We start from the raw sequence: 26,253 nt of genomic DNA on the forward strand, positions 1-26,253 counted from the left end.
TGGCTATGGCGATGGGCGTACCAGTACTTGCTGGAACAGAATCGTTTCAAACTGCTCCATCGGCTCGACGGATTTAAGCGTTTTGGCACGCAGAATGGCACCTTCCCAACCGGTGAGAATAAAGCTGGCGAGCGCCTCGGGTGCGGTGTGGCTGGCAATATCACCCCGCGCCTGAGCATCCTGCAGGCAGCGCACGAAGCGCTGTTCCCAGCGCTGAAACACAAGATTTAGCGCATCGCGGAAGGTGTCGCTCTGGCCCGAAAGCTCTTGGCCAAGGTTGCCAATCAAGCAGCCCGTGGCATGATCGCACTCGTGCATATGGTCACGGCCTGACGCGAAGTACCGTTTCAGGCGCTCAAGTGGCGGCGTCTCACTATCTTCCAGTAGTGCCACCAGCGTTTCGTCATAAGCAGCCGCAAAGCGCTCAATCACCGCCAGCCCGAAATCCTCTTTGCTGGAGAAGTAGTGATAGAAGGAACCTTTGGGTACACCGCAGGCCTTTAAAACGGCATTAATACCCGTCGCGTTGTAGCCTTGCTGACTAATCAGCTGGGCGCCACTATCAATTAATTTGTCGCGGGTTACATTGTTTTTCATATACTTAAAGTAGACCAGTCAGTCTATTACTATCAAATGAGTGAAAGCCAAGTAAGTAAAAGCCAAAGGATTGAGTGCCAAGTAAATGTTAATTACATGTTATTTGCACATTGTTTGACTAATCGCTGCTTAACAATGCGTGATGCTAGCATCATACGCTTATTTTTCTGGAATTTTCGCCCTAGCCAACGGATGACGCGCGGTAATGACACCAAAACGCTCCCTCTCTTCCCCCCAATCGTCTTACCAACGAGGCCGCATTCGTATAGGCGCTGTGGTGGCATTATTGATTCTTGTGGGCACCCTGTCGATCGCCTGGTGGATTATTACCCAACCGCCCCGTATTGAGCGAACCCCTCCGCCGGAGCCTCTACCTACTATGGTAGATGTCGTCACGGTAAACGCGAGTGTTCAGGCACCTAATCTTTACGGCTTTGGGCGCGTTGAAGCAGAGCAGGAGGCGATGTTAGCCAGCCGTGTGGCGGGGCAATTGGAGCGTTTTGCCGATGGCGTGGTGCCTGGCCAAGTCGTTGAACAGAATGCCGCCGTGGCGTTTATTGATCAAGCCGACCTAGCATTAAGCCTGGAAGATGCCGAAGCGCAGTTGGCCAATGCGCAAGCGTTACTTGCTTTAGAACAAGCAGAGCAGCAGCGCGCCCGCAGTGAATACGAATCCTTTGGGCGTCAGCTTTCTGCTGAGCGACGTTCGCTGGTACTGCGTGAACCACAGCTGCGCCAAGCACAAGCCGAACTCACCCAGGCACGCGTGGCGCGCGATCAGGCAGCACTGAATGTTGAACGCGCAACCCTCACCGCTCCCTGGCGGGCCATGGTGCAGGAGCGCTTGGTCGGTGCCGGTAGCCTGCTCAGCCAAGGGACCGAGGTATTGCATCTGGTGGGCGTCGAGCAGTTTTGGGTGCGTGCCTCACTACCCGGTGAGTGGATGCAGTGGCTGGAAGCGGGCAGCAGCGTGACGTTAACCAGCCGCGGCTGGCCCGAAGGCGCCACACGTGAAGGCACGCTGGTGTCGATGTTGCCCAGCCTGGAAGAGAATGGCCTGCAGGCACAGCTACTCATCGCAGTAAACGACCCTCTGGCGCTAGAGAGCGACGGCCCGGCTCTGCGTCTGGGCGACGTGCTACGTGCGTCCTTTCAACCCGCTATTCAAGAGCAGCTCATATCACTACCCTCTGCCGCGCTTCGCCCGGGTGACATAACGTGGCGAGTCGATGAGGAAAGTCGCCTGCGCCGAACGCCGGTCATGCTGGCTTATCGCGGGGAAGATGACGCCTTGATTCGTAGCGGTCTGGAAACCGGCCAGCAAGTCGTCACCGCGGGCTTGGCCCAACCTCGAGAAGGCCAGCTAGTGCGCATTCGTCGGCCCAACGACACCCCGGCCCAAGCGGGAGATGAACCGGGAGACGAATCATGAAGGTACCACGCGGCCCATTGGCATGGATGGTGGATCACGGGGTAGCCCCCAACTTATTGATGGTGCTGTTTATCGTCGGCGGCCTAATGGCGTCGCTAGCGATTAAAAAGGAAGTATTCCCTGAATTTGACATCGAAGTCGTGCAAGTCACGATTAGCTATCCTGGCGCGACGCCAGAAGACGTTGAACAGAGCCTGCTGCTACCGGTGGAAGCCGCGATTGCCGATGTAGAGGGCATCGACGAGCTGACCGCGACGGCCAGCGAAGGCAGCGCCAACGTCAGCGCCACGCTGATTGACGGCATTGATGTCATGCGCGCCTATCAGGATATTCAGCAGGCAGTGAACGCTATCACCACGCTGCCCAGCGCCGCCGACCCACCGCGTTTCACCCTGGCGGGACGCTCTCGCAGTGTGCTCAGCCTGCAGGTTTATGGCCAGGTCGGCCTAGAGGCACTCCACGACGCGGCTGAAGATGTACGCGGCGAGCTGCAAGCCACCTCGGGCATTTCCCGTGCTGAGCTTTCCGGCAACCGTGAGCGGGAGATTCAAGTCCATCTGGATGAAGAGGCCATCGAGCGCTTTGGTCTCGACCATCAGGAGCTGGCTAGCCGCATCGCCGAAGAGGCGCTTGACCTTGCCAGTGGTCAGCTAACAACGGCCGAAGGCGAGTGGCTAATTCGCTACCAAGGGCGGCGCAATAGCGCTGAAGCCTTTGCAGAGCTGCCGATACTCACTAGCACCCAGGGCGCTCCGATTGCGCTCGGTGAGATCGCCAGGGTCAGCGATGGCTTTGCCGAGACCGATCGCGAAGAGTTCTATAACGGCCAGCCCGGTCTCTCCGTCGATGTGTACCAAATCGGCGATCAAACCCCAACCAGTATTTCAGAAGCGGTCAACGGTGAACTTGAACGCCTGCGTGCAGGCATGCCGGAAGGCGTTAGCCTGGCTATTTCCCGCGACAGCTCGGAAATTTACGAAGACCGCCTTAGCCTACTGTTAAAAAATGCCTGGATGGGCTTAGCGCTGGTGTTGGTACTCATGGCGCTGTTTCTGGAAGCACGGCTAGCCTTCTGGGTCACCCTGGGTATTCCGACGGCGTTTCTAGGCGCCATGCTGTTTCTGCCCTGGATCGGCGTCTCGCTCAACATGATGTCGATGTTCGCCTTTATTATCGCCCTAGGGATCGTGGTGGATGACGCCATTATCGTTGGTGAAAATATCTACAGCTACCGGGAAGAGGGTTACTCGCTGCGCGATGCAGCGGTGAAAGGCGCCAGCGAGATCGCCACGCCGCTTACGTTTGCGATTCTTTCCAATATTGTCGCCTTCCTGCCGCTGCTGTTTTTACCCGGCTTTTTGGGGCTAATCTTTGCCACGGTGCCGGTGGTGGTGGTGACCGTCTTTCTGATCTCCTGGCTGGAAGCGCTCGTCATACTGCCCGCTCACTTAGCACATAGCCGCAAACCGCGCCAAACGCCAGCGTGGCAGCGTCCGCTTGAATCACTTCGCCAGCGCCTTCAGGGCGGCTTGCACCACTTCACCTATCGTCAGTTCGAACCGTTTCTGCAGCGCGCGCTGAACCAACGCCTGCTGAGTATTTCGCTGGGCATCGCCATTCTGCTGATCGCCCTCTCCTGGGCAATGAGCGGGCGTTTGGGTTTTTCCCTGATGCCACGGGTCGAATCGGATCAGGTGCAGGCAACGGTAACGCTGCCCATTGGCAGCAATATCAGCGTTAGCCGTGAGCTTAGCCAACAACTGCTCGACGCCGCCGATGTCCTCAGCGAGCGCGAAGAAACACTCAGCTTTAGTAGCTCGCGCAGTCGCCTGGACGGCGAAAGCCTGGAAGTACGTTTGGATATTGCCAGCGAGAGTTTAGAGGCTTGGCCACCGTCGCGCATCGCGCGGGAGTGGCGCGACCTAACCGGCGATTTGCTCGGCGCTCAGTCAGTGCGTTTTGAGGCTGATGTCGGCGGCCCCGGCAGCGGCGCGGCGCTCAGCCTGCGCCTTTCCCACCCGGACACGCAGGTATTGGAAGCCGCCGCTGAACGCTTGGCGGAAACATTGGGCGGCTATGGACTCACCGATATCGACAGCGGCCTGGGCGACGGTAAACCTCAGTTAGAGATGCGTCTTTCTGCCGAGGGCCGTGCGTTGGGGCTCACAGGCAGCAATTTAGCCGAAGCGCTACGCGGACCTCTTCAGGGTGCCACGGCACTTGAACAGTACGTCGGGCGCAGCGAAATCAGCGTTGAGGTTCGTCTGCCCAACGACAACCGCGACAGCCTGAATGAGCTCTACCGCATGCCGGTGCGCACGCCTGACGGCCTCAGCGTGCCACTTTCACGGGTAGCCGACATCACCATCAGTCAGGCCTCTAGCAGCCTTGAGCGCATTAACGGGCGACGGATTATTACCGTGACCGCCGACTCGGAAAGCGATCTGGCCATTAACCAGGTGCTGGCAACGCTGCAGGAAGAGGTGTTCCCCAACCTTGAAGCAACCTGGCCAGGGCTTGAGGTCAGCATGGGCGGTCGTCAGCAGGACACCGCCGACAACTTGGCCACGCTCAGGACCTCCATGTGGTTAATGATTGCCGCCCTTTACGCCCTGCTCGCCATTCCGTTTCGCAGCTATTTGCAGCCGCTGCTGGTGCTGGCCGCGATCCCCTTTGGCATTGTCGGTGCAGTGGCTGGCCATATGGTTATGGGTTTCGGGCTTTCGATTATCAGCTTGCTGGGCATGCTCGCGCTCTCTGGCGTGGTGATTAACGATGCGCTGGTGCTGATTGACTACGCCAACCGTAAACGCCGCGAAGGCATGGATGCCCGGGGCGCCATCGTGGCAGCGGCTACCCGCCGTTTACGGCCAATTATGATGACCACATTGACGACCTTCTTGGGCTTGGCACCCATGATCTTGGAAACCTCGCGGCAGGCACGCTTTATGATTCCGATGGCGATTTCGCTAGGTTTTGGCATGCTGTTCGCTACGGCTATTCTGTTAATTCTGGTGCCCTGCCTCTACCTGGGCATGGAGAATGTTCGCGAACGGCTTAGTGCCCCGCGTCAGCCTAAAACTCTTCCCTCTACCCCTAGCCACGAGGAGGGCACTCATTAATGACCATGCTCACCGCGATACGCCAATGGCGGCCCTCTCGGCTGGGCCTGAAGCTGTTTGTGATTATCCTAAGCGTCAATGTGGCCATCTCAGCCAGTATGTTTCTGGCCGTCTCCTACAGTATTGACCGCGGCTTTCTCGACTATCTCAACCAAGCTCAGGAGCGCCGCGCCACGCTGCTGGCAGATGGTCTTGTCACACGCTGGGAAACCCAGCAGAGCTGGGAGTGGCTGGAGCAGTCACCGGAACGCTGGCCGTTTATTGTTCGTTTTGAACTGGGCCAGGAGCATCGCGACCGACCCTCACCGCTAGGTGAAGCGCGTGACTTTAGCCTGCGCGCGGAAGATGGACGCTTTGTCGTGCCGCCGAACAGCGGGCGCGAAAACTCGGGCAACTGGCATTGGCTAACCCTGCAAAGCGGTGAAACCACTATCGGGTCGCTGGGATTCCGGCCGCCGCGGGAAATGATGGAGCGCATGGAGAGCCGCTTCCTGGAGCGCCAGCAGCGTAATCTGGTACTTATCGTCATATCACTCTGCGTTGCTTCATTGCTACTGGCGGGCGGGCTTTCCTGGTGGCTGGGGCGTCGTACCCGGGCATTGGCCGGCGCCACATTGCGCCTTACCGAAGGCGACTACCACACCCGGCTACCGGAACGCGGCCGCGACGAACTCTCTCGCCTAGCGCGGGATTTCAATGTGCTTGCCGCCACGCTGGAAGCCAGCCGTGATGCCCGCGCCCGCTGGGTATCAGATACGGCCCATGAGCTGCGCACGCCGCTGGCGGTACTGCGCGGAGAGATCGAAGCCATGCAGGATGGCATCCGGCCACTCAACCAGGAAAATCTTAGCTCTCTCGCCCAGGAGGTGGGTCAGCTAGAGCGCTTAGTGGCGGATTTACGTCTGCTTTCCCAAAGCGACGCGGGCGCGCTGGATATACAACTGGCGCCGATGGATCTAAGCGACTGCCTGTCTAGCCGACTGGCTGACGCTGATCGCTGGTTAGTGGACAGCGGTTTAACGCTGACGGAAAAGATCGAGCCTGGCATTATGATTCGTGGCGATGCTCAGCGCCTGCGCCAACTTTGGAACAACCTGCTGGACAACAGCTGCGCCTACACCCAGCCGCCGGGAGAGCTGCATGTTACGCTCACGACTCAGAAAGGGGAGGCAGTAGTCACTTGGGAAGATAGTACGCCGGGGGTACCGGAAGGCGAGCTGGCCCGTTTGACCGAGCGCCTCTACCGAGTGGAAGGATCACGCAGCCGCGCTAGTGGCGGCAGCGGTCTAGGGCTCTCTATTGCGAGTGCCTTGGTCAATGCCCATGGTGCAACGCTGACGCCCTCTCCCTCCACGCTAGGTGGGCTGCGCTGGACGCTGCGCTTTCCTTTGTTGGCCGCTAATTAATGTTTTTCAGAATTCGTGTTTAAAAACTGTTTTAAGCCATGCTTTCCCGTTCACTGCTAAGCGAGTCTACCGCTATGTCTCATGCTGCCTCTTTGCTCGTTGTTGAGGATGAACCGAAAATTGCCCGCCTGATGGCGGACTACTTAACCACTCATGGCTTTGAGGTGACCACCCTGGGCCACGGCGATGAAGTGATGCCGTGGCTTGAGCAGCACTCCCCAGCCCTGGTGCTGCTCGATATTATGCTACCGGGTAAAGATGGCCTTACTCTGAGCAAGGAAATTCGCCAGCTGTGGCCTTCCATAGCGATCATCATGGTCACTGCCAAGGTAGAAGAGGTCGACCGCCTGCTGGGCCTGGAGCTAGGGGCTGATGACTATATCTGTAAGCCTTTTAGCCCTCGTGAAGTCGTTGCTCGGGTTAAAGCCGTACTGCGCCGCAGCCAAGCGGCAGCCGAGGCGCCGAGTGAAGTGCAAAACGCCCCGGTGGTGTTAAACGAAGACGGCTGGCAAGCCCTTGCCCACGGGCAGGACCTGGGCCTGACCGCGGTGGAGTTTCAGTTATTGCGCGTCATGATGCAGGCGCCGGGGCGAATCTTCAGCCGCGAGCAGTTAATGGATCACATGTACCGCGATAACCGCATCGTCTCAGAGCGCACCGTGGACAGCCACATCAAAAAGCTGCGCAAGAAGATTCACGAAGCGCTTCCCGAACTGGAAATCATCCGCTCGGTATATGGCGTCGGCTATAAGTATCAGCCGGAAGGTTAGGGGTTAACCTGCCGATTAAGAAACGCGATACCTGCATCAATAGCGCCGCCACGCAGTAGGAAGCTGGTGATGTGGCCGCGCCAGCGCTGGAGGTACAGCTCGCTTTCGATGTTGTTGTCCTGCAGAGCTTGATAGAAGTCCGTAGCGTGATCCACCGGCACGAGTTTGTCCCATTTGCCGTGGAAGAGAAAGAACGGCGGTGCCTGTGAGGTAATTTGCCAGGCAGGCGACGCTAGCCGGTACGTCTCGGTCTCTTCTGCGCGGGTGCCGCCAATAAAATCAACCACCAGCGGCCCGTCATCGAACTTTAGCAAATCACTGGGTAGGCCACCCGCCACCACCGCGGCCAGCCGGCTCTGTTCACCGCCATAAGGTTCCGCCAGCGGCCCTTCGGCGCCCGCGAGCGCCAATAAACTCACCAAATGCGCGCCTGATGAAAAGCCCACGCCCACGATACGATCGGCATCCACCTGCCACTCATCGGCGTTGGCGTGAATCCAGGCCATGGCCTGCTGCAAATCATGCAGCTGGCTGGGAAAACGGTATTCAGGTGCAAATCGGTACTCAACATTCACCGCCACGTAGCCTTGCCCGGCTAGCTGCTCGGCAATGCCCTGCATATCGGCCGGTGTGCGATTACGCCAACCACCGCCATGCACCACCAGGGCGGCTGGGCGCAGTGTATCCGTTGCCCCACGGGGCAGATAAACACTCGCCTTCAACGCCTGCGGCCAGGCGTCTGGCGTATACGTGACCGGGTCCAAGCGTGTAAAGGGCTGGGGTTCATGCAGCGGGTGACTCTCGGCCGCGGGTTCGCCCTGGCTAATATGCTGGGAAGCGCTACACCCACTCAGTAGTAAGGTAAGCGCTCCCAGGCCGGTTACCCGGCGTAGGGTAGTCAACGCGTCATGCTGCTGCCACGCGCGAAATAGCTCAGTTCGCGACATTTTGATGCTCCTTGATAACGAGGTGACCCCTCACCCATTTCCGTACGACCTGCCATAAGCCAATAAGATCATGATTGTTGCACACTATCTGCAAACGGTTTGCACGCCACCTAGCGATACTGGCATCGTCAACTCATCAGGAGAGATGCTATGAAAGCTATCAATACTAAGAAACTGTCGATTCGCCAACTATTTGCCCCAGCCCTGCTGGCGATTGCGATTGCGCCGCTAGCGATTACCGCTCAAGCGGATAGTCACGGCGACCACGGAGGCAAAGGCCCTGATCACGAACGTATGGTAGAGCGCATGGAGGAGCGCCGCCAAGAGGTATATCAGCGCGCAGAAATCTCGGAAGAGAAGCAGGCGGAGCTCAATGAAGCGCACGCAGAGCATCGTGAAGCCATGCACGCTCTGCGTGAAGAGCATCACGAACGGATGGCTGACATACTCTCAGACGAAGAGCAGGAAGCGCTACGCAGCGCGATGCACGATGTCCGTGAAGAGCATCGTGGCGAGCACGGCAAACGCGGTCACCACGGAGATAGCAAAGACGGTGCCGATAGCGAATAAACGCTGGTCATCGTTAACATTCGTTCTAACGCCCGGTTTTCCGGGCGTTTTTGTATCCGCATGTCGGTCAGATGGTGGCCGGCCTCACGCTAATTCAACCTACTAGGAGATAGGGTAGCTTGAAGGGGGACGCTTAATCGCGCATTTTATTTGAACGTTCATTCAAAATAAAATATTTCATCCACCCTTCAACACAAGGAGTCCACCTCGATGGCGAAAGACAATCCCGTCCTTCCCTCCCGCGACCGCCTCAATCCCGTGGTTTTTCACGGCAGTGTGGCCGGTATCCTTATCTTTTTAGTGCTCACCATGATGTTCACCGAGCAAGCAGGCGCCTTTTTTGATGCCGGCCTCGCCTGGGTGAGCAAAACGTTTGGCTGGTACTACATGCTCGCCATCGTGGCTTACTTGGTCTTTGTAGTCGCTATCGGCATGTCGCGCTTTGGCAGTATTCGCCTGGGGCCTGACCACTCTCGGCCCGAGTTCTCGCTGCTCTCCTGGTCGGCCATGCTGTTTGCGGCGGGTATCGGCATCGACCTGCTGTTCTTCAGCGTTGCCGAGCCGGTGGCACACTACTTGGCACCGCCGGATTTAACCCCGGAAAGCCAGGCAGCGATGCGTAACGCCGTCGTTCAAACCTATCTGCACTGGGGGCTCTCCGGTTGGGGGCTGTACGTGTTGATGGGTATGGCGCTGGCTTACTTCAGCTACCGTCACCGCCTGCCGCTGGCGATTCGCAGCGCGCTTTATCCGATTCTGGGCAAGCGTATCCACGGCCCGATTGGTAACGCGGTGGATATCACGGCGGTCATCTCCACCGTGTTCGGCATTGCGACCAGCCTCGGCATCGGGGTGATGCAGTTGAACTACGGCCTCACCTATATGTTCGGTGTGCCGGAAACCCTTACCGTGCAGGTGATCCTGATTGTCCTGGTCGTCATACTCGCGACGATTTCCGTGGTCACTGGGGTTGAGAAAGGCATTCGTCGCTTATCAGAGTTCAACATGCTGCTGGCGCTGGCGTTGATGCTGTTTGTCCTCTTTTCAGGCGACACCCTGGTGCTGCTGGATAAAGTGGTCAACAACGCTGGTGATTATCTATCAGGCTTTGTGGGCGCCAGCTTCGACACTTACGCCTTTGCCGATGAAGGGGCTCAAGAGTGGAAGATGTGGTGGACGATCTTCTTCTGGGGCTGGTGGATTGCCTGGACGCCGTTCGTCGGTCTTTTCCTGGCGCGTATTTCCCGCGGCCGTACCATTCGTGAATTTGTCGCAGGCGCCTTGTTTATTCCGCTGGCCTTTATGATGGTGTGGATGTCGGTATTTGGTAACAGCGGTATTGAATTGGTCGCTAATCAAGGCGTTGTGGAGCTAGGCGAGCAGGCGCTCAACACCCCGCAAACCACGCTTTACACGCTGCTAGAGTACTACCCTTACGTTGGCCTTAGCGCGGCGGTTGTCACCGTACTGGGTATTGTGTTCTTTATTACCTCAGCGGATTCCGGTGCACTGGTACTGGCCAACTTTACCTCTATTTTGAGCGATGTGAACCATGATGCGCCGGTGAAGCTACGTATCTTCTGGTCGGTAATGATCGGTTTGATCACCATTGCCCTACTGATGGCCGGTGGCTTAAATGCACTGCAGAGTGCCGTGGTCATCACTGCACTGCCCTTCTCGCTGGTTATTTTCGCGGTCATGATAGGCATGTATAAAGCGCTGAAAATGGAAGGCAGCAAGGCCGATGCGCGCCGCATGATTGCCGGTAGTGCCCCAGGTGGCGACTGGAAGGAGCGTTTGGATCGCGCCCTGGACACCTCTAACCGCGCGGGTGCGGCGGCCACCATCGAGCATGCGATTCGCCCTGCGATGACGCAGTTCGCCCAGGAGCTTGAAAGCCGCGGCCAAACCGCCAACGTGACCGAAGAACACGTTGAGGGTGAAACGTTAGCCAACCTGACGCTACAAGTCGATTTTGGCGAAGCCACCAGCTTTGTTTACCAAGTCTGTCCCCATCGCATGCGTACGCCGAGCTTTATCCCGGCGGACGATGACTTCTATGTACGCTTGGATGTGTACTTGGCTGAAGGCGGGCAGGATAAGGACCTTAATGGCTACACCCGGGGTCAGGTGATTGGTGATCTGGTAGCCGAGTATGAACGCCATCTACACTTCCTCACCTTGGCCGGTCAACAGATGGGCCATGTGCAGGCAATGCCTGGCACTATCGGCGAACCGCCGGAAGATTCCCAAATGTAACGGCGTTAGTGTTTAACCCAAAAGACGAATCCCGGCCTGCGCGCCGGGATTTTTATGCGCAAACGCCCTCGCGACTAACGCCTTGTTGTGCAAATTTCAGTGTAGGCGTAGCGTAATGGCTTGTTTTCTCTATTTTTAGGAGGCTGGCTCCATGTCCCGTGACCATCGATCTTCGGGATACGTTTTCCCGATGCCTGGGAGTGCGTTAGTCAACGCCTGGCGTGAAGGGTATACGTTGGCCAAATTAAAGCGCGATGTGATGGCCGGGCTAACGATTGGCGTGGTGGCTGTACCGCTTTCCATGGCGCTGGCAATCGCCACCGGCGTGCCGCCGCAGCACGGGCTTTATACTGCTATTGTGGCGGGCGCGGTAATCGCCTTAACCGGCGGCTCACGGTTTAACATCTCCGGCCCTACCGCCGCCTTTGTGGTCATCCTTTTTCCTATTGTGGCCAATCACGGTCTGGGTGGGCTGCTCATTGCTACCTTTATGGCAGGCGCTATTTTGGTCGCGCTGGGGATTTCGCGGCTGGGCAGCCTGATTCAGTACGTGCCCTACCCGGTCATTCTCGGCTTTACGGCGGGCATTGGTGTGGTGATTGCCCTGTTACAGCTGCCTGACTTTTTGGGTTTGGCGGGGGTCAAGCTTGGCGATAGCACCCTGGATAACTTGATGCTGATCGGCCAAGCGCTGCCCACGCTGTCGCTGGCGGAGATCAGCGTCGGACTTATCACCTTAGCAACACTGCTCGTTTGGCCGCGCTTAAATACCCCAATACCTGCCCCGCTGGTAGGGTTAGCGGTGGGTACGCTGGCAGCCTCGCTACTGCTAATGAGTGGCGTTGAGGTCGATACGATCGCCTCGCGATTTAGCTGGGAGTTTCAGGGTGAAAGCGGTAGCGGCATACCTCCCTTTGCGCCCAGCTTTATCGCTCCATGGCATTTCCCTGGTGCCGACGGCTCACCGCTTGAGATTAACTTTGCGTTGATTCAAGCGCTGCTGGGTCCGGCGCTGGCAATCGCCTTACTCGCTGCGATTGAATCGTTGCTGTGCGCCGTTGTCGCAGATGGCCTAACCCGCACCCGCCATGACCCCAATGCCGAACTGATTGGCCAAGGGCTCGGCAATCTGGTGGTACCCTTCTTTGGCGGTATTACCGCCACGGCCGCACTGGCACGCACCGCGACCAATATCAAAAGTGGCGCGTTTTCACCTGTCGCTGCGCTGGTGCACTCGTTAGTGGTGCTGCTGGCCGTCGTCGCACTGGCGGGCGTGTTGGGGTATGTACCGATGGCTGCGTTGGCCGCGCTTCTGTTTATTATTGCCTGGAACATGAGTGAAGCGCGGCATTTTATGCACACGCTAAAAAGCGCACCTGCCAGCGATGTATGGGTATTGGTAATCTGTTTCGCACTGACGGTTATTTTCGACATGGTGGTTGCCGTGGCCGTGGGTATTGGCCTAGCCGCCGCGCTGTTTATTCGCCGAATGGCACAGCTGACTCATACCCAACGCTTGGCGGCACCCAACACCAGCGAACACTTCCCGCCGGAAGTAGCCCTTTATAAGATAAGCGGACCGCTGTTTTTTGGCGCAGCAGAAAAGGCCATTGCCACACTCAGAGTGATTGACCACAGCGTAAAAATCGTCGTTCTGGATATGCGCGATGTACCCAGCCTGGATACCACCGCCATGGTGGCGCTGGATACGCTGCGACGCGAGCTGGGCGAGCATGGGGTGGGGGTAATATTTGTAGGGTTGTCACCGCGCATGGCGCTGAAACTCAAACGCGCGGGCATTAAGCGCGAAGCAGGTCAGTTAGCGGTTGTCAGTAACCTTGCCCACGCAGAGCGAATGGCGCGCCGTTGGTTGGGCCAACAGGGGAACGGCGGGGATTAAATCGTGCCTGAGCAGTGACACTGCCGAAATTAAAAAGGGGAGTTGCCTCCCCCTGAGATACGACACTAGAACGATGTCAGCTCGCCATATCCAACACGATACGACCCTCGATTTTGCCGTCGATCATGCGCTGGAAGACATCGTTGATATTGTCCAGCGTATCGGTTGCGACCGTGGCCTTAACCTTGCCTTCGGCAGCGAAATCCAGCGCTTCCTGCAGGTCGCTGCGCGTGCCAACGATAGAGCCACGTATGGTAATGCCATTGAGCACTGTGCTAAAAATTGGCAGCGGGAAGTCGCCGGGTGGTAGGCCATTGAGCACCAGTGTGCCGCCGCGGCGTAGCATATTCTGCGCTTGATCAAACGCCTTCGGCGACACCGCTGTCACCAAGGCACCGTGAGCGCCACCAATGGTTTTCTTCAGGTAGGCCGCTGGGTCGGTTTTCATGGCGTTAACAGTTACCGTGGCGCCTAAACGCTCAGCCAGGGCTAGCTTACCGTCATCGATATCGACAGCCGCCACGTTCAGCCCCATCGCTTTAGCGTACTGCACCGCCATATGGCCCAGGCCACCAATACCCGAAATCACCACCCACTGACCGGGGTGGGTATCGGTCATTTTCAAGCCTTTATAAACCGTTACACCGGCACACAGCACCGGGGCTATTTCGATAAAATCAACGGCATCCGGCAAGCGCCCTACATAGCCTGCATCCGCTAAGGTGTAGTCCGCGAACCCGCCGTTAACGCTGTAGCCGGTATTCTGCTGGGACTCGCACAGCGTCTCCCAACCGCCTAAACAGTGCTCGCAGTAACCACAGGCCGAGTAGAGCCAGGGTACACCAATACGATCACCCTCTTTGACATGGGTAACGCCTTCACCCACCGCCACGATATGCCCAACGCCTTCGTGCCCTGGAATAAACGGTGGCGAGGGTTTTACCGGCCAATCGCCGTGAGCAGCGTGTAAATCGGTATGGCAGACACCAGAGGCCGCCACTTTCATCAACACTTCGCCCTGCTTGGGGCGAGGTACATCAACTTCTTCTATGACCAACGGCTGGCCAAACTCACGAACGACCGCCGCGCGCATTGTGCTATCCATGATACAACTCCTAATAGTTTTCGATACGGCAGTTTAAGCACTGCTCTTATCAGTAGAGTCAGCGTCAGGGGACTGACAATTACCGCCCGGCTGATGCCGGACGGTGTGGGTTAGCTATACATAGAAAAACGTGGCGGGTTAGAAGAAGCCCAGCGGATTGATGTCGTAGCTGACCAGCAGGTTTTTGGTTTGCTGGTAGTGCTCAAGCGCCACCTTGTGGGTTTCGCGGCCGACGCCGGATTTCTTGTAGCCACCGAATGCCGCGTGGGCGGGATATTGATGGTAGCAGTTGGTCCACACTCGCCCGGCTTGAATGCCCCGGCCCATACGGAAAGCGACGTTGATATCGCGGCTCCACAGGCCAGCGCCCAGACCGAACTCGGTGTCGTTGGCAATCGCCAGCGCTTCTTCCTCATCCTTGAAGGTGGTCACCGCCACGACTGGGCCAAAGATCTCTTCCTGGAAAACACGCATCTTGTTGTTGCCCTTGAGCAACGTTGGCTGGATGTAATAGCCACTGTTAAGGCTGTCGTCCAGGGTTTCTTTATTGCCACCGGTGAGGAACTCGGCGCCTTCGTCGCGGGCAATGTCCATGTACGACATGATCTTGTCGAACTGCTCTTGGGATGCCTGAGCACCTACCTGCACATCGGTATCCAGAGGATTGCCACGCTTGATGGTTTGGGTGCGCTCAATAACCTTGGCCATGAACTCGTCGTACATACTCTCTTGAATGAGCGCGCGAGAAGGACAGGTACACACTTCGCCCTGGTTAAAGAACGCCAGCACCAGGCCTTCTACCGCTTTATCAATAAACGTCGGCTCGGCGTTCATAATGTCGGCAAAGTAGATGTTGGGGGATTTGCCGCCAAGCTCTACAGTGGAGGGAATAATATTCTCTGCCGCGCACTTCAGAATATGCGAGCCCACCGGGGTCGAGCCCGTAAAGGCAATCTTGGCAATGCGTTTGCTACTGGCCAGCGCCTGCCCTGCCTCAGCGCCAAAGCCGTTGACGATATTCAGCACGCCAGGCGGTAGCAGGTCACCGATCACTTCAGCCACTTTCAAGATCGATGCAGGGGTTTGTTCCGCAGGCTTCAAGACCACGCAGTTACCCGCCGCCAGCGCAGGCGCCAGCTTCCAGGCAGCCATCAGGATCGGGAAGTTCCAGGGAATAATCTGGCCTACCACGCCCAGCGGCTCGTGGAAGTGATACGCCACGGTGTTCGCGTCGATATCGGCCGCCGTGCCTTCTTGCGAACGCAAACAGCCTGCAAAGTAGCGGAAGTGGTCGACGGCCAACGGGATATCGGCGTTAAGGGTTTCACGCACCGCTTTACCGTTATCCCAGGTTTCGGCAACGGCGAGCATTTCGAGGTTTTGCTCAATACGGTCGGCGATTTTTAGCAGGATATTGCTGCGCTCTTGAACCGAGGTTTTACCCCAGGCAGGCGCCGCCTTGTGGGCCGCATCCAGCGCTTTATCGATATCCTCTGCCGTTGAGCGGGGGATTTCGCAGAAGACATGGCCATTGACGGGGCTGATATTATCGAAGTACTGACCTTTCACCGGGGCGACAAACTCGCCGCCGATATAGTTGCCATAGCGTTTTTCAAATGACACCACAGAACCGGTATCATCAGGGTTGGCGTAGATCATTGTATTGCTCCTGAGTATTATGATTATTAAAGGTGCTTTTTTAAGGTGCCTAAACAGTGTTGTTCACTAAAGCAAATGGCGATATAGCCCGATGGCAGGATTAGCCCTCATCCCTTGGTAGGAGACGCCATGTATTCCCTGTTGGTGGCGGATGACCACCCGCTGTTCCGTGATGCGCTGCAAACCGTGATTAGCGGGGGCTTGGCAGGCAGCCAACTGGCGGAAGCGGAGAGTCTCGCTGATGCGATGACGTTGGTGGAACAGCATGCGGAGTTGGATTTGCTGCTACTGGATTTAAGCCTGCCTGATGCCGAGGGGCTAGAGGGGCTGACCCGCCTGCGCGAGGTGTTTCCATGGCTGCCGGTGGCGATTGTTTCTGCACATCAAGAGCGCCAGCTGGTACTCGATGCCATTACCCTCGGCGCGGTGGGCTATATTCCCAAATCCACACCCCGGGAAGCGCTGCTGGCGGCGTTAACGCAGATTCTTGAAGGCCAGCTCTACCTGCCGCCCGATATCATGCGTCGCCCAGCACCGCGCACTTCTGCGGTGCCACCCATTGCAAATGCTTCATCGACCAGCGAGCGGTTGGCGCGTTTAACCGATAAGCAGTTAGAGGTGTTGGCGTGCATGACGACAGGCATGTCGAACAAGCATATTGCCCGGGAGTTGTTGATTGCCGAAACGACCGTCAAAACCCATGTCTCGGCGATTCTGCGCAAGCTGAATGCCACGAGCCGGGTTCACGCCATTGTTATCGCAGGCGAGGAAGATCTAAGCTTTCACCGGGCCAACCGCACGCGTTAGGCTTTATTGAGCAGTGTGGCTAGCAGCATGCGCAGCCGCAGGGGCTTTAACGGTTTGAGCAGGCAGTACATGCCCGCTTCGCGGGTTGCGCGCTTAATCTCCGCCTCGTGATTGGCAGTAATCACCACCGCTGCCAAGCCTGGATAACGGCGCTGCAGTCGCGCGGCTAAATCAATGCCGGTTTCACGGTGGTCACCCAAATGATAATCCACCAGGAGTACCGCAGGACGCTCACCATCGCTGGCGGCTTCGAGGGCACTCACCGTGGCAGCCGCACGAACTCGACATCCCCAACTCCCTAATAGGGCCTGCATGCCTTCGATAATGGCCAAGTCATCGTCGATCACCCACACGATACAGCCCTGCAGCGGATCCTCCATTTCAACGGCAAGGGCGCTGTAGCGTGCTGCTGGCAGCGTCGAGATAGAGGCCGTCGCGTAAGGCACGGTGATCGAGAACAGTGCGCCCACGCCGGGATGGGAAGCGAGCGATACCGGCTGCTCTAACATCGTGCTGATACGATCAACGATCGCCAGCCCCAATCCCAAGCCACGCGAGTGGGCGCCCTGGGGATGGTTGGCACGCCGGAATTCGAGAAAGATGGCTTCGCGCTGCTGCTCGGGAATACCAGGGCCGGTGTCACCGACCATAATTTCCAACCCCTCGCGACGGCGCCGACAGCCCAGCAACACGCGGCCATGCTCGGTATAGCGCACGGCGTTGCTCAGGAAATTGCGAATCACCCGCGCCAGCAGCGCCAAGTCGGATTCAATCACCGCACTTGAGGGCACATAGTGCAGCGCCAACCCCCGCACGCCAGCCACTTGACGGTACTCCTCCGCCAGCGCGTCCAGCAGTGTGCTTACCGCAAACGGTGCTTTATCGGCGTGTAGTACGCCTGCATCCAAGCGGGAGATATCCACCAGCGTGCCCAGGAGGCCTTCAACATCTTTTAGTGAACGGCCGATATGGCCCACTAGGGCTTGGGAAGCCTCAGGCAGTGCATGGGTTTCTAGGGCACTGGCAAACAGACGGGCAGCGTTTAATGGCTGCAGCAGGTCGTGGCTCACCGCGGCGAGGAATTTTGTTTTAGACAAATTGGCCGCTTCCGCGTCGGCTTTTGCAGCCAATAAACGCGTATTGACCTGGCCCAACTCGTCTAACGTGCGGTGCAGCGTATCGGTACGTTCACGTACCTGTTCCGCCAATAACACCGAACGTTCAAAGGCAGCGTAAGGAGCGCCCTCAGCATTGCCCTCGCCTTCTACGCGCTCCATTAGCGCCTGACAGACCTTGCGAAGACGGCGATTCTCTTCGCGCAGCGCTGCCATTGCAGCCGCTTGAGTGGCGCCTGTGGTGTCACTGCGTTCCGGTGAGTCGGTGTTAAACGTCGTTAGCTGGAAGAGATCCAAACGCCACCCCCGTAAACGTTTGATTCACGTGCATACCATGGTGTTGTTCGCCATAGGTATTGAACCCCACCACCCGGGACTGGCGCAGCAGTTGCGACGCCTGGTCTAAATGATCCAGTGCTTCAAGCTCCATACGGCGTAAAAAACAGTCGCAGGCAATGATGACGCTAGGCGCGCCTAGCCGGGCACTCACGCCTTCAAGCATGACATTGAGATCATCGAGCAGCGGTGTTGGTTGCATGGCCGTGAGCACGATGCCATTTTCCACTGCACAGTAAAAACTCAGGCTGCTGTCGCGGTTAACGCTCTGGATGGAGCGCACATAGTGCTGCCCACCGATACGCACCGCTAAAGGGTGACGAGCAAAAATCGCTGCATTGAGCTGTTCAGGCGCAACCCCAACCAAATCGGCATACACCTTCGCGGCGGGCAAACCATTCAATTCTATTACCCGCCGTTGCTCACGATTCGCCTCCGTTACCACGAGTTTGTGGGCCATTGGGGTCAAATGGTGAGTCGAAAAGACGTCAAAGGGCAACTGGGTATTAATCATCACCACCACCGCAGCCCGGGTATAAAAGCGCCCGGCGGTGTACACGTGGGTATGGCTGAGATGATTATCATCGCCGGCAGAGCCGCCAAAGCTGGGTATACGCCCCAGCGCGGCATCCAAGGTGGCAAGCACTTGCTCTTCGCGACTCGATAAGCCATCCAATAAGGTGAGCGCAAAGCTGTGCTCATTAATAGGCGCGACGGCCTGTCGACGGCAACGCTCCAAGAGTGTATCGACTAGCGGCTGAGCGTTGGTCAACTCAAAATGATCCAGGTCATCGATCAGCGCTGTTTCGATGGCGAACCAACGACGATCAAAGCCCATCGCGACGATCGAACCGCGATCATAACCAAGCGGCGTTATTTCCCCAGCGGTAGTGCAGCCGCTAAGCGGCGTGGAGGGAAAGCTTCGCTCTAATGCGGCCGCCAGCTCCGCTAAATCATACTCCGCACTGCAGAAGAACAGCACGAAGCCCAAGTGTGCGTGATAGAGAGCGTCGGCTAATTCCGACGCTGCGTTCCAAGCGTCTGCCTGCTGACTAGCCGCCGTAATAATGCCCTTTTCAACGGGATAAATGGTCACGACACCACCTCTCCAGAGCGGCATGGGTGCGCACAGCGGCAAGCTTTAACGTGCTGAAAGCATCATTGAGCTGGCTTGTGGTGGCTTGCTCTGTCTTGGCCAATATCTCCAACTGCTTCGCCAATTCGGCTAGCTGGTCAGCGCCCATGCTCACTGACTCGCCGCGCAGCTGGTGCGCCAAACGCATGACTTGATGGTGCTGCTCTGGTGTCAGTGGTGTTGCCACCAGACAAGCAGCCAGTTGCTCGGTGTAATCGCTGACTTGCTGATGGTAAAGCATCGCCAGTTGGCTCAGGCTCGACTCTTCCAGTGACGTTTTCAGCATAGTGAGAGTGTCGACATTCAGTAACGGCGGCTCCTCGGTTGGCGTTTGTGTTCCCGCTAATGCTGGTACAGGAGCCGTGTCGGGAGCGGCAAAAAGCTGTAACGCCAGCACATTACTTAACGCCGAAAGCGACAGTGGCTTGGTAATGTAATCATTCATGCCCGCAGCTAGGCAGCGTTGACGATCATCTTCAGCGCCGCCTGCCGTCATGGCGACGATAGGAACACTCGCCAGCCAGCCACCCTGTTCGCGTAAGCGCTGAGTGACCAACAAGCCATCTATATCGGGCAACTGGATATCCATAAAGATGAGTTGTACCTGCTGTGACTGGGCCATTGCCAAGGCGTCATGACCATTCTCTGCCCAGATCACATCGCAGCCTAGGCGCGATAACAAGCCAATAGCGACTTTGCGGTTGACCGCATTGTCCTCCACTAGCAGCAGCGTTGTGCCGGAAAAATCGCGTTTAGGTATCACGGGCAGTGACGCTGAAACAGGATCGACTTCTACCAAGGGCAACTGGCACCAGAAGATACTTCCCTGGCCTAATTGGCTCTTGACCCCTAACCGCCCTTGCATGGCTTCGCTTAACCGCTTGCAGATCGCCAGCCCCAGCCCCGTTCCACCAAAGCGGCGGGCCACTGACTCATCCGCCTGCTGAAAAGGCTCAAAAAGCCGCTCTTGCTGCTGCTCGCTCAAGCCACAACCGGTATCGATCACCTCAAATAATAGCTGTTCTACCGTAGAGGAGACCTTGACGCTTACCTCGCCATGGTCAGTGAACTTGATCGCATTGGCGATCAGGTTTAGCAGGATCTGCCGCAGGCGGGCAGCATCGATCAACACCCAGGCAGGTACCAGTGGGTCGATGTTAACCGTAAACGTCAATCCTTTAACTTCTGCCCTGGGTGCAAGCAGTACCACCACACTATCAATAAGTGGTTTTAGCGCAGTAGGCGATGTTTCCAGGGTCAGGTGGCCTGCTTCGATTTTAGAAAAATCGAGGATTTCGTTGATCATTGCCAGCAGTTGATTGGCACTATCGTGAATCGTGTGAGCGTAATCCTCTACCTGAGCGGGACTCGCCGATTCACGTAATAATTCACTCATTCCAATCACACCGTTCAGCGGGGTACGAATTTCGTGACTGACCATGGCGAGGAAGTCTGACTTTGCTTGATTCGCCGCCTGCGCCTGTTTGGCAGTAACTTCCAATTGCTGGCCTAATTGCTCCTGCTCACGCCTGACCGCCGCACTTTCGCGCATTTCGCGCACCAGGAAAGCAATCACCAGAAAAGCCGCTAAGCTCATTCCGACGATTAGTGACATGAGGAGCTTGTAGAGCAGGCTAAGCTGGGCGCGCTCTTCGGTCGCCGACTCGGCCAAATAGCCATTAATCGCAATAACCAGGCGCTCTGTTAACTGCGTTAGCGCCTGCAATTCCTCTTCCAGCACCGCCACCGGTAATGGATCAATTCTCCCATCGATTTCAGGCCCACCATAGGGATAAAACATACTATCCAGCACATCCAGCTGTTGCTGGATTTGGCCCAATAATTCCCGAGCAGTACCAATCTGTTGCAATAACGTGCTGACCTCACCCTCATTGAGCAACGTAATGCGGCTATATAACAGCTCAAAGCGAAGGTTTAGCTCATCATGCGTCTCGGTTGTAAGCGGTTCACGCGTGACTGCCAGCAAATGGTTTATAAGCTGTACCGCATCGCGGTCCAGCTTATAAACCACCCAGGCGGTATCTTCACGCAGGCTCTGAGTGAGATTTTCCTGCCGCCAGGCAGCCAGGGTAGCGACGACCAACGCCGCGGCAAATAGCGATACCGCAACGATGGCAACGAGCTTAAAACGGCGGGGATAACGCAGCAGGCTGGAAGCCTGTACGGTTGAAGCGCTAGCGGACATCAATATGCATAACCTGCCATACCGCCCTGAAGCGTATTTTTTCGCTTAACAGCGCTTCATCCTGATCAAAGGGATAAAGTACCCATAACGGACCGTACTCACGAATGGGGATCGCTTTTTCATCCTTTTCGAGGGCTAAGATAACGTCATACTCTTCAAAATCGCTCACTGGTATTTCCGCTTCGTAGCCGTTCAGGGCGGCGACGTGTACCGTATCGCTTTCCGCGTTTAAACGCGCCAGCAGGTCGCGCATTAAAGGTCCGCGATAGTGGTTACTAGCTTCTGTCCAGGGTGTGGTGGTATCGAACTCGTGCTGTGGTAACGCCTCTAACATGGCGCGGTCAAACTGCGCCTCACTACCAACGTTCGTAAGGCCAACATTACCGCTAACGGTCAAAATAACCGGTCCACTGGGTTCCTCTAAGTCATCGGCTGTTTCAGCGAGTCCCGCTAGGGGAGTGCTGAATATCAGCACAACCCACCCCATTAATAACGCTTTCACAGTAAACACCTCACGCCAAAAGACCCGTTGGTTTAAATGCCCAGAAATAAAAGGAGACAGCATAAAGATTACGCTATCTCCTTAAATAGGTCAGGCTCAATACTGTTTTTTGGTAATGTTTTTTTCGTAATGGAAGCGTTATTTGCAATTCAAAGTCGAGTTACGAGCTAATTTTCTCAATCGGGTCGAAGCGCACTAAATCTTCATAGGCATGCCAGCTGGCGTGACCTAATACTGGCAAGATTAGCGCCAAGCCAATATAGAATGTCATCACACCCACCAACACACACAGCGTTAAAATCACCGCCCACAACAGCATTACGCGAAAGTTCCGGGCAACACAGCGTACGCTGGCTTCAATCCCTTCCATAAAGGTTAAGTCTTGATCCATCAGTGTGGGTATCGCTACGACGCTAATAGCAAACGCGCCGAAGGCTAAAATGCCACCAGCGATCGTACCGACAGCGAGCATGCCCAACCCTTCAGACGTCGTCAGTAGCGCGGTATACAGTGTGGCGGGGCTGGGAACTTCGAAACCAAAAAACAGGGCAAACAGCAGAGTAGCCAAACGAATCCAGGCCAGAAAGAAGATCATCATCATGACGCCCATCATCGCCAATTGACCGGCGTGGGGTCTCCAGCTTCCGAATGCATCCCCCAGGTTAGGCACTTGCCCCCGTTCTAAGGCTCGGCTGATGCCATACGAACCTACCGCGACCAAGGGCCCAATAAACATAAAGCCAGCAATCATGGGTAGCAGCCAATACCAGTACCCCAGCGTGAATGCGCCCAGGGTGATAGCAATACTCAAGCCGACCCAAAACATGCCATACGAAAGACTGACCACCGTTGCGCGGCGAAAATCCTCTACACCCGCGGCCAACCACGCTCTAGGCCGATCCAATCCGACCTTATTAATAGTAATTTTAACGCTGGGCTGATCTGAATGGTGGTTTGTTTTTGTTGTAGCCGCATTCATGGCATCACTCCTGTTGTACCTGATACTAGGTCCTGAATTCAGGATTTACCTCAAAGCATTAGCGCTTGTTAGCGCTGCTGGCATTAATGCCAACTTAATGGCTTAACACTATTTTCAGTGCATTCTCTCAGTGCTTTCTTAATGCTCTCTTAATGTAGCTGACCTGAAGACACGAGGCGTTGCCTGAAAGGTTATGCGTACAAAAAATCCATGAGAAGGTCTTAAAACGCCAATTTAATTGCTGCGTTAGCAAAAGCGTATGTAGCCAACTTTAGGTACCAGCCATAAAAAACTCCGGACTAGCTGCCCGGAGTTTTTGGTTTTTGCTACGTGACGCTTTGAATGTCTAGCGCACAATCATTACCGACATTTTGGCATGGTGCACAACGTGCTCTGCATTAGGGCCGAGCACATAATCGACAAACTTACGCTTATTGTGAGAGGCCATGACGATCAGATCCACATCCAGTTTCTTAGCGGCTTTGATAATGGCCTCCCAAGGCGAACCATCCACAATGACACTTTGCACCTGAATATCATCGGGCACATTCGTTTTGATGAACGCGTGAAGCGCATCGGTGATCGCGACATGCGCTTTTTGGGCGAAGTCCTTGGGGAAGTAGGAACCCACCATGGGCATGCGATAGTCCGGCAGTACCGTAACCACATGAAGCGAGGCGCCGAAAGTTCGGCATAGCGTCAATGCCGTGGGCAGCGCCTTCGTCCAGGAAGCCTCCTCGTTCAAATCCACCGGCAACATGATCTTACTGTACATGGCACTCTCCTTCATGCGGTGGCGGTCGCTTGGGTGTCATCACGACGCCGACGCTGCATCAACACAATCAACCCAAAGAGCAAGAAGGCAGGAATCCACATGATCTCTTTCGTCCAGCGGTTCACGGGGGCTAACACTTCGATGATTTCTTGATCGAAGTCGAAACCGAGTTCAGCCGCTTGGCTGCCGTAGGTCACCATATCAACGGTCGCCGTGCCATCTTCAATAAATAGCTCCATACCCAAGTTATCAAGCCGCTCTTGACCTGTTTCACCTTCAGGCACCGGCAATGTCATGTAAGTGGTCATGGGATCGCCATAATCATCAAGACCGGCAATCTGCAAGCGCAGCGTGGAGTCTTCATCGACACTACCCAATGCTTCGACAAATTGCGCGGGCGGGATGGATTCGTAGGGATCATGAATCATGTCCATCCAGAAGCCGGGGCGGAACAGCGTGAACGCAATCAGCAGCAGTACAATAGACTCATACCAACGGTTGCGCGTAATCATGAAGCCCTGGGTCGCCGCGGCGAAAATCAGCATCGCGATGGTCGACACTACAAAGATCAGCACCCCCTGAAGGAAGGTCACATCGATGAGCAGCAGGTCGGTATTAAAGATGAACAGGAACGGTAGTGCTGCGGTACGAAGGCTGTAATAGAACGCCTGAAAACCGGTTCGAATAGGGTCACCACCGGATACTGCCGCCGCCGCAAAGGACGCAAGCCCCACCGGCGGGGTAACGTCGGCCATGATGCCGAAGTAGAAAACGAACAGGTGTACCGCAATCAACGGCACCAGCAAGCCATTTTCAGCGCCCAAGTTGACGATGACCGGCGCCAGTAGTGCCGAGACGACGATGTAGTTAGCCGTTGTAGGTAGCCCCATGCCGAGAATCAAACTAAGCACTGCGGTAAGCAGCAAAATCAGCATCAAGTTGCCCATGGCCAGCGTTTCCACCACTTCGGCTAGCACCAGGCCCACCCCGGTCTGCGAGACGGCACCGACGATAATACCGGCGGTGGCCGTCGCAATACCGATGCCGATCATGTTGCGGGCGCCAGTGACCAGGCCATTCCACAGGTCCATCGCACCTTCACGCAGATCCGCACGCATATCGCTGCGTCCGCGAAAAATCGATGTAATCGGGCGCTGAGTAAGAATGATAAAAATCATGAACACAGTGGCCCAGAACGCCGACAACCCTGGCGATAAGCGCTCCACCATCAGACACCAGACCAGCACAATTACTGGCAGGATGTACTGCAAGCCAACCAGCACTGTCGGCTTAGTCTGGGGTAGTGAGTAGATCGGTTCGTTAGGATCATCGAGCTCAAGCTCGGGGTAACCGGCCGCCAGCTTGAGCAGAGCGATATAAATAACCGTAAGCCCAACAGCCACCACCCAGGGCGTCGCCTCACCCAACACCGGCTTGAGCCAGCCAAGACCGTAATAGACTGCCAACGCGGTGACCATCATCAGTAGCAAGCCACCAAGAAAACCGATCACTTTATTGACCAGCGGCTTAGGTGGATTGCTGCTTTGCAGCCCCTTCATATTGGCTTTTAGGGCCTCAAGGTGAACGATGTAGACCAGCGCGATATAGGAAATCAGCGCGGGCAGGAAGGCATGCTTAATCACTTCGACATAAGAAATACCGACATATTCGACCATCAAAAAAGCGGCTGCCCCCATCACCGGCGGCATAATCTGTCCGTTGACCGACGATGCCACTTCGACAGCACCCGCCTTTTCCGCGGAAAACCCAACACGCTTCATCATCGGCACCGTAAAGGTACCGGTGGTCACCACATTGGCAATTGAGGAGCCAGAAATCAGACCGGTCATGGCAGAGGCCACCACGGCGGCTTTCGCTGGCCCACCGCGATAGTGACCAAGCAGTGAAAACGCCACTTTGATAAAGTAATTGCCAGCACCCGCCTTATCGAGCAGAGCACCGAACAAAACAAACAGGAATACGAAGCTGGTTGAGACGCCCAGCGCAATACCGAAGACCCCTTGAGTTGTTAACCACTGATGATTAATCAAACCAAAGAGACTCACCCCACCGTGGGAAAGAATCCCCGGCATCCAAGGGCCAGCCAGGCTATAAAGCAGAAAAACTGACGCCACAATCATTAACGGCGGGCCAAGCGCTCGACGTGTCGCTTCGAGCAACAGCAGTATCCCGGCGATGCCAATAATCACGTCCTGCAGTATCGGTGCGCCGGGGCGTTGCGATAACTGCTCATAAAACATGAACATGTAAGCGCCACAAAAGGCCGCCGCCGCTGCCAGCACCCAATCCTGGATCGGCACACGGTCGCGCGGGGAGCGCTTAAGTGCTGGGTAGGCCATATACGCCAGAAAAAGCGCAAAGGCTAAGTGAATAGAGCGGGCTTCCGTGGCACTAAACACGCCAAAGCCCAGAACGAAGGGCACTGGGGATGCAATCCACAATTGAAAAAGGGACCACGCTGCCGCAATGCTTACCAAGAGCTTGCCGGGCATACCGGCCGGTTTGCGGGCTCCCGTGTCGCTGGAGGCGACCATATCCTCCAAGTCTCCTCCGGCTCCCGAAGGCCTGTTCTTATCTTCTGTCATATGACTGCCCTGCTCCGAGTCGATT

General features: G+C 56.2%; 19 protein-coding genes. 8 read left to right on the forward strand and 11 right to left on the reverse strand.

Features of this window, described 5'->3' with window-relative positions; all coding sequences use genetic code 11:
• Nucleotides 1–3: 3 nt before the first annotated feature.
• On the reverse strand, nucleotides 4–597 hold the full coding sequence (locus tag V8L71_RS16090; protein WP_101147472.1) for a TetR/AcrR family transcriptional regulator: 594 nt from the start codon (nucleotides 595–597) through the stop codon (nucleotides 4–6).
• Nucleotides 598–802: 205 nt separating this feature from the next.
• Between V8L71_RS16090 and V8L71_RS16095 the strand changes: the two genes are divergently transcribed.
• The 4 genes from V8L71_RS16095 (at nucleotide 803) to V8L71_RS16110 (ending at nucleotide 7,327) form a co-directional block, all read left to right on the forward strand.
• On the forward strand, nucleotides 803–2,029 hold the full coding sequence (locus V8L71_RS16095) for an efflux RND transporter periplasmic adaptor subunit (protein WP_101147473.1): 1,227 nt from the start codon (nucleotides 803–805) through the stop codon (nucleotides 2,027–2,029).
• On the forward strand, nucleotides 2,026–5,151 hold the full coding sequence (locus V8L71_RS16100; protein ID WP_336274751.1) for an efflux RND transporter permease subunit: 3,126 nt from the start codon (nucleotides 2,026–2,028) through the stop codon (nucleotides 5,149–5,151). The genes V8L71_RS16095 and V8L71_RS16100 overlap by 4 nt, the downstream gene beginning before the upstream one ends.
• Nucleotides 5,151–6,557: an ATP-binding protein gene (locus V8L71_RS16105; protein WP_336274752.1), complete on the forward strand. Its 1,407-nt coding sequence runs from the start codon at nucleotides 5,151–5,153 to the stop codon at nucleotides 6,555–6,557. The genes V8L71_RS16100 and V8L71_RS16105 overlap by 1 nt, the downstream gene beginning before the upstream one ends.
• A 74-nt stretch (nucleotides 6,558–6,631) precedes the next feature.
• Nucleotides 6,632–7,327 (forward strand): response regulator, encoded by a 696-nt coding sequence (locus tag V8L71_RS16110; protein ID WP_176302404.1) that lies wholly within the window; start codon nucleotides 6,632–6,634, stop codon nucleotides 7,325–7,327.
• Here the strand turns inward: V8L71_RS16110 and V8L71_RS16115 are convergent.
• On the reverse strand, nucleotides 7,324–8,274 hold the full coding sequence (locus tag V8L71_RS16115) for an alpha/beta hydrolase fold domain-containing protein (protein ID WP_336274753.1): 951 nt from the start codon (nucleotides 8,272–8,274) through the stop codon (nucleotides 7,324–7,326). The two genes, V8L71_RS16110 and V8L71_RS16115, sit on opposite strands and share 4 nt — an antisense overlap.
• A gap of 150 nt (nucleotides 8,275–8,424) precedes the next feature.
• Here V8L71_RS16115 and V8L71_RS16120 point away from each other — a divergent pair, with 150 nt between their 5' ends.
• The 3 genes from V8L71_RS16120 (at nucleotide 8,425) to dauA (ending at nucleotide 13,003) form a co-directional block, all read left to right on the forward strand.
• Nucleotides 8,425–8,844 (forward strand): hypothetical protein, encoded by a 420-nt coding sequence (locus V8L71_RS16120; RefSeq protein WP_336274754.1) that lies wholly within the window; start codon nucleotides 8,425–8,427, stop codon nucleotides 8,842–8,844.
• Between the two features lie 210 nt (nucleotides 8,845–9,054).
• Entirely contained in the window at nucleotides 9,055–11,103 is a 2,049-nt protein-coding gene (betT, locus tag V8L71_RS16125) for a choline BCCT transporter BetT (RefSeq protein ID WP_336274755.1), read from the forward strand.
• A 151-nt stretch (nucleotides 11,104–11,254) separates the two neighbouring features.
• Nucleotides 11,255–13,003, forward strand: coding sequence for a C4-dicarboxylic acid transporter DauA (gene dauA / locus V8L71_RS16130; RefSeq protein ID WP_336274756.1), 1,749 nt, complete (start codon nucleotides 11,255–11,257; stop codon nucleotides 13,001–13,003).
• 76 nt (nucleotides 13,004–13,079) lie between these two features.
• Here the strand turns inward: dauA and adhP are convergent, their stop codons facing one another.
• Complete coding sequence (adhP, locus tag V8L71_RS16135) at nucleotides 13,080–14,108, reverse strand: alcohol dehydrogenase AdhP (RefSeq protein ID WP_101147481.1); 1,029 nt, start codon at nucleotides 14,106–14,108, stop codon at nucleotides 13,080–13,082.
• A 138-nt stretch (nucleotides 14,109–14,246) separates the two neighbouring features.
• The gene (gene exaC / locus V8L71_RS16140; RefSeq protein ID WP_336274757.1) at nucleotides 14,247–15,767 is read right to left on the reverse strand and encodes an acetaldehyde dehydrogenase ExaC; all 1,521 of its coding nucleotides are present in this window, start codon (nucleotides 15,765–15,767) and stop codon (nucleotides 14,247–14,249) included.
• Nucleotides 15,768–15,896: 129 nt separating this feature from the next.
• Here exaC and V8L71_RS16145 point away from each other — a divergent pair, with 129 nt between their 5' ends.
• Nucleotides 15,897–16,574, forward strand: a complete 678-nt coding sequence (locus V8L71_RS16145; RefSeq protein WP_336274758.1) for a response regulator — start codon at nucleotides 15,897–15,899, stop codon at nucleotides 16,572–16,574.
• On the opposite strand, the gene V8L71_RS16150 is transcribed toward V8L71_RS16145, so the two are convergent.
• The 7 genes from V8L71_RS16150 to V8L71_RS16180 all read right to left on the reverse strand — a co-directional run bounded on the left by V8L71_RS16150 (nucleotide 16,571) and on the right by V8L71_RS16180 (nucleotide 26,228).
• On the reverse strand, nucleotides 16,571–17,986 hold the full coding sequence (locus tag V8L71_RS16150) for a hybrid sensor histidine kinase/response regulator (protein ID WP_431313186.1): 1,416 nt from the start codon (nucleotides 17,984–17,986) through the stop codon (nucleotides 16,571–16,573). The genes V8L71_RS16145 and V8L71_RS16150 overlap by 4 nt on opposite strands.
• Nucleotides 17,958–19,121 carry a nitric oxide-sensing protein NosP gene (gene nosP, locus V8L71_RS16155; RefSeq protein WP_336274759.1) on the reverse strand — a complete coding sequence of 388 codons (1,164 nt, stop codon included), beginning with the start codon at nucleotides 19,119–19,121 and terminating at the stop codon, nucleotides 17,958–17,960. The genes V8L71_RS16150 and nosP overlap by 29 nt, the downstream gene beginning before the upstream one ends.
• Nucleotides 19,102–21,366 carry a hybrid sensor histidine kinase/response regulator gene (locus V8L71_RS16160; protein WP_336274760.1) on the reverse strand — a complete coding sequence of 755 codons (2,265 nt, stop codon included), beginning with the start codon at nucleotides 21,364–21,366 and terminating at the stop codon, nucleotides 19,102–19,104. The genes nosP and V8L71_RS16160 overlap by 20 nt, the downstream gene beginning before the upstream one ends.
• The gene (locus V8L71_RS16165; RefSeq protein WP_336274761.1) at nucleotides 21,356–21,931 is read right to left on the reverse strand and encodes a putative pterin-binding protein; all 576 of its coding nucleotides are present in this window, start codon (nucleotides 21,929–21,931) and stop codon (nucleotides 21,356–21,358) included. Before V8L71_RS16165 ends, V8L71_RS16160 begins: the two co-directional genes overlap by 11 nt.
• Before the next feature lie 97 nt (nucleotides 21,932–22,028).
• Nucleotides 22,029–22,847, reverse strand: coding sequence for a DUF2189 domain-containing protein (locus V8L71_RS16170; protein ID WP_336274762.1), 819 nt, complete (start codon nucleotides 22,845–22,847; stop codon nucleotides 22,029–22,031).
• A gap of 346 nt (nucleotides 22,848–23,193) precedes the next feature.
• Nucleotides 23,194–23,622: a universal stress protein gene (locus V8L71_RS16175; RefSeq protein WP_176302394.1), complete on the reverse strand. Its 429-nt coding sequence runs from the start codon at nucleotides 23,620–23,622 to the stop codon at nucleotides 23,194–23,196.
• Between the two features lie 11 nt (nucleotides 23,623–23,633).
• Nucleotides 23,634–26,228 (reverse strand): TRAP transporter permease, encoded by a 2,595-nt coding sequence (locus V8L71_RS16180; protein ID WP_336274763.1) that lies wholly within the window; start codon nucleotides 26,226–26,228, stop codon nucleotides 23,634–23,636.
• Nucleotides 26,229–26,253: the final 25 nt, after the last annotated feature.

This window comes from Vreelandella indica (genome assembly GCF_037070225.1).
GTDB lineage: Bacteria > Pseudomonadota > Gammaproteobacteria > Pseudomonadales > Halomonadaceae > Vreelandella > Vreelandella arctica.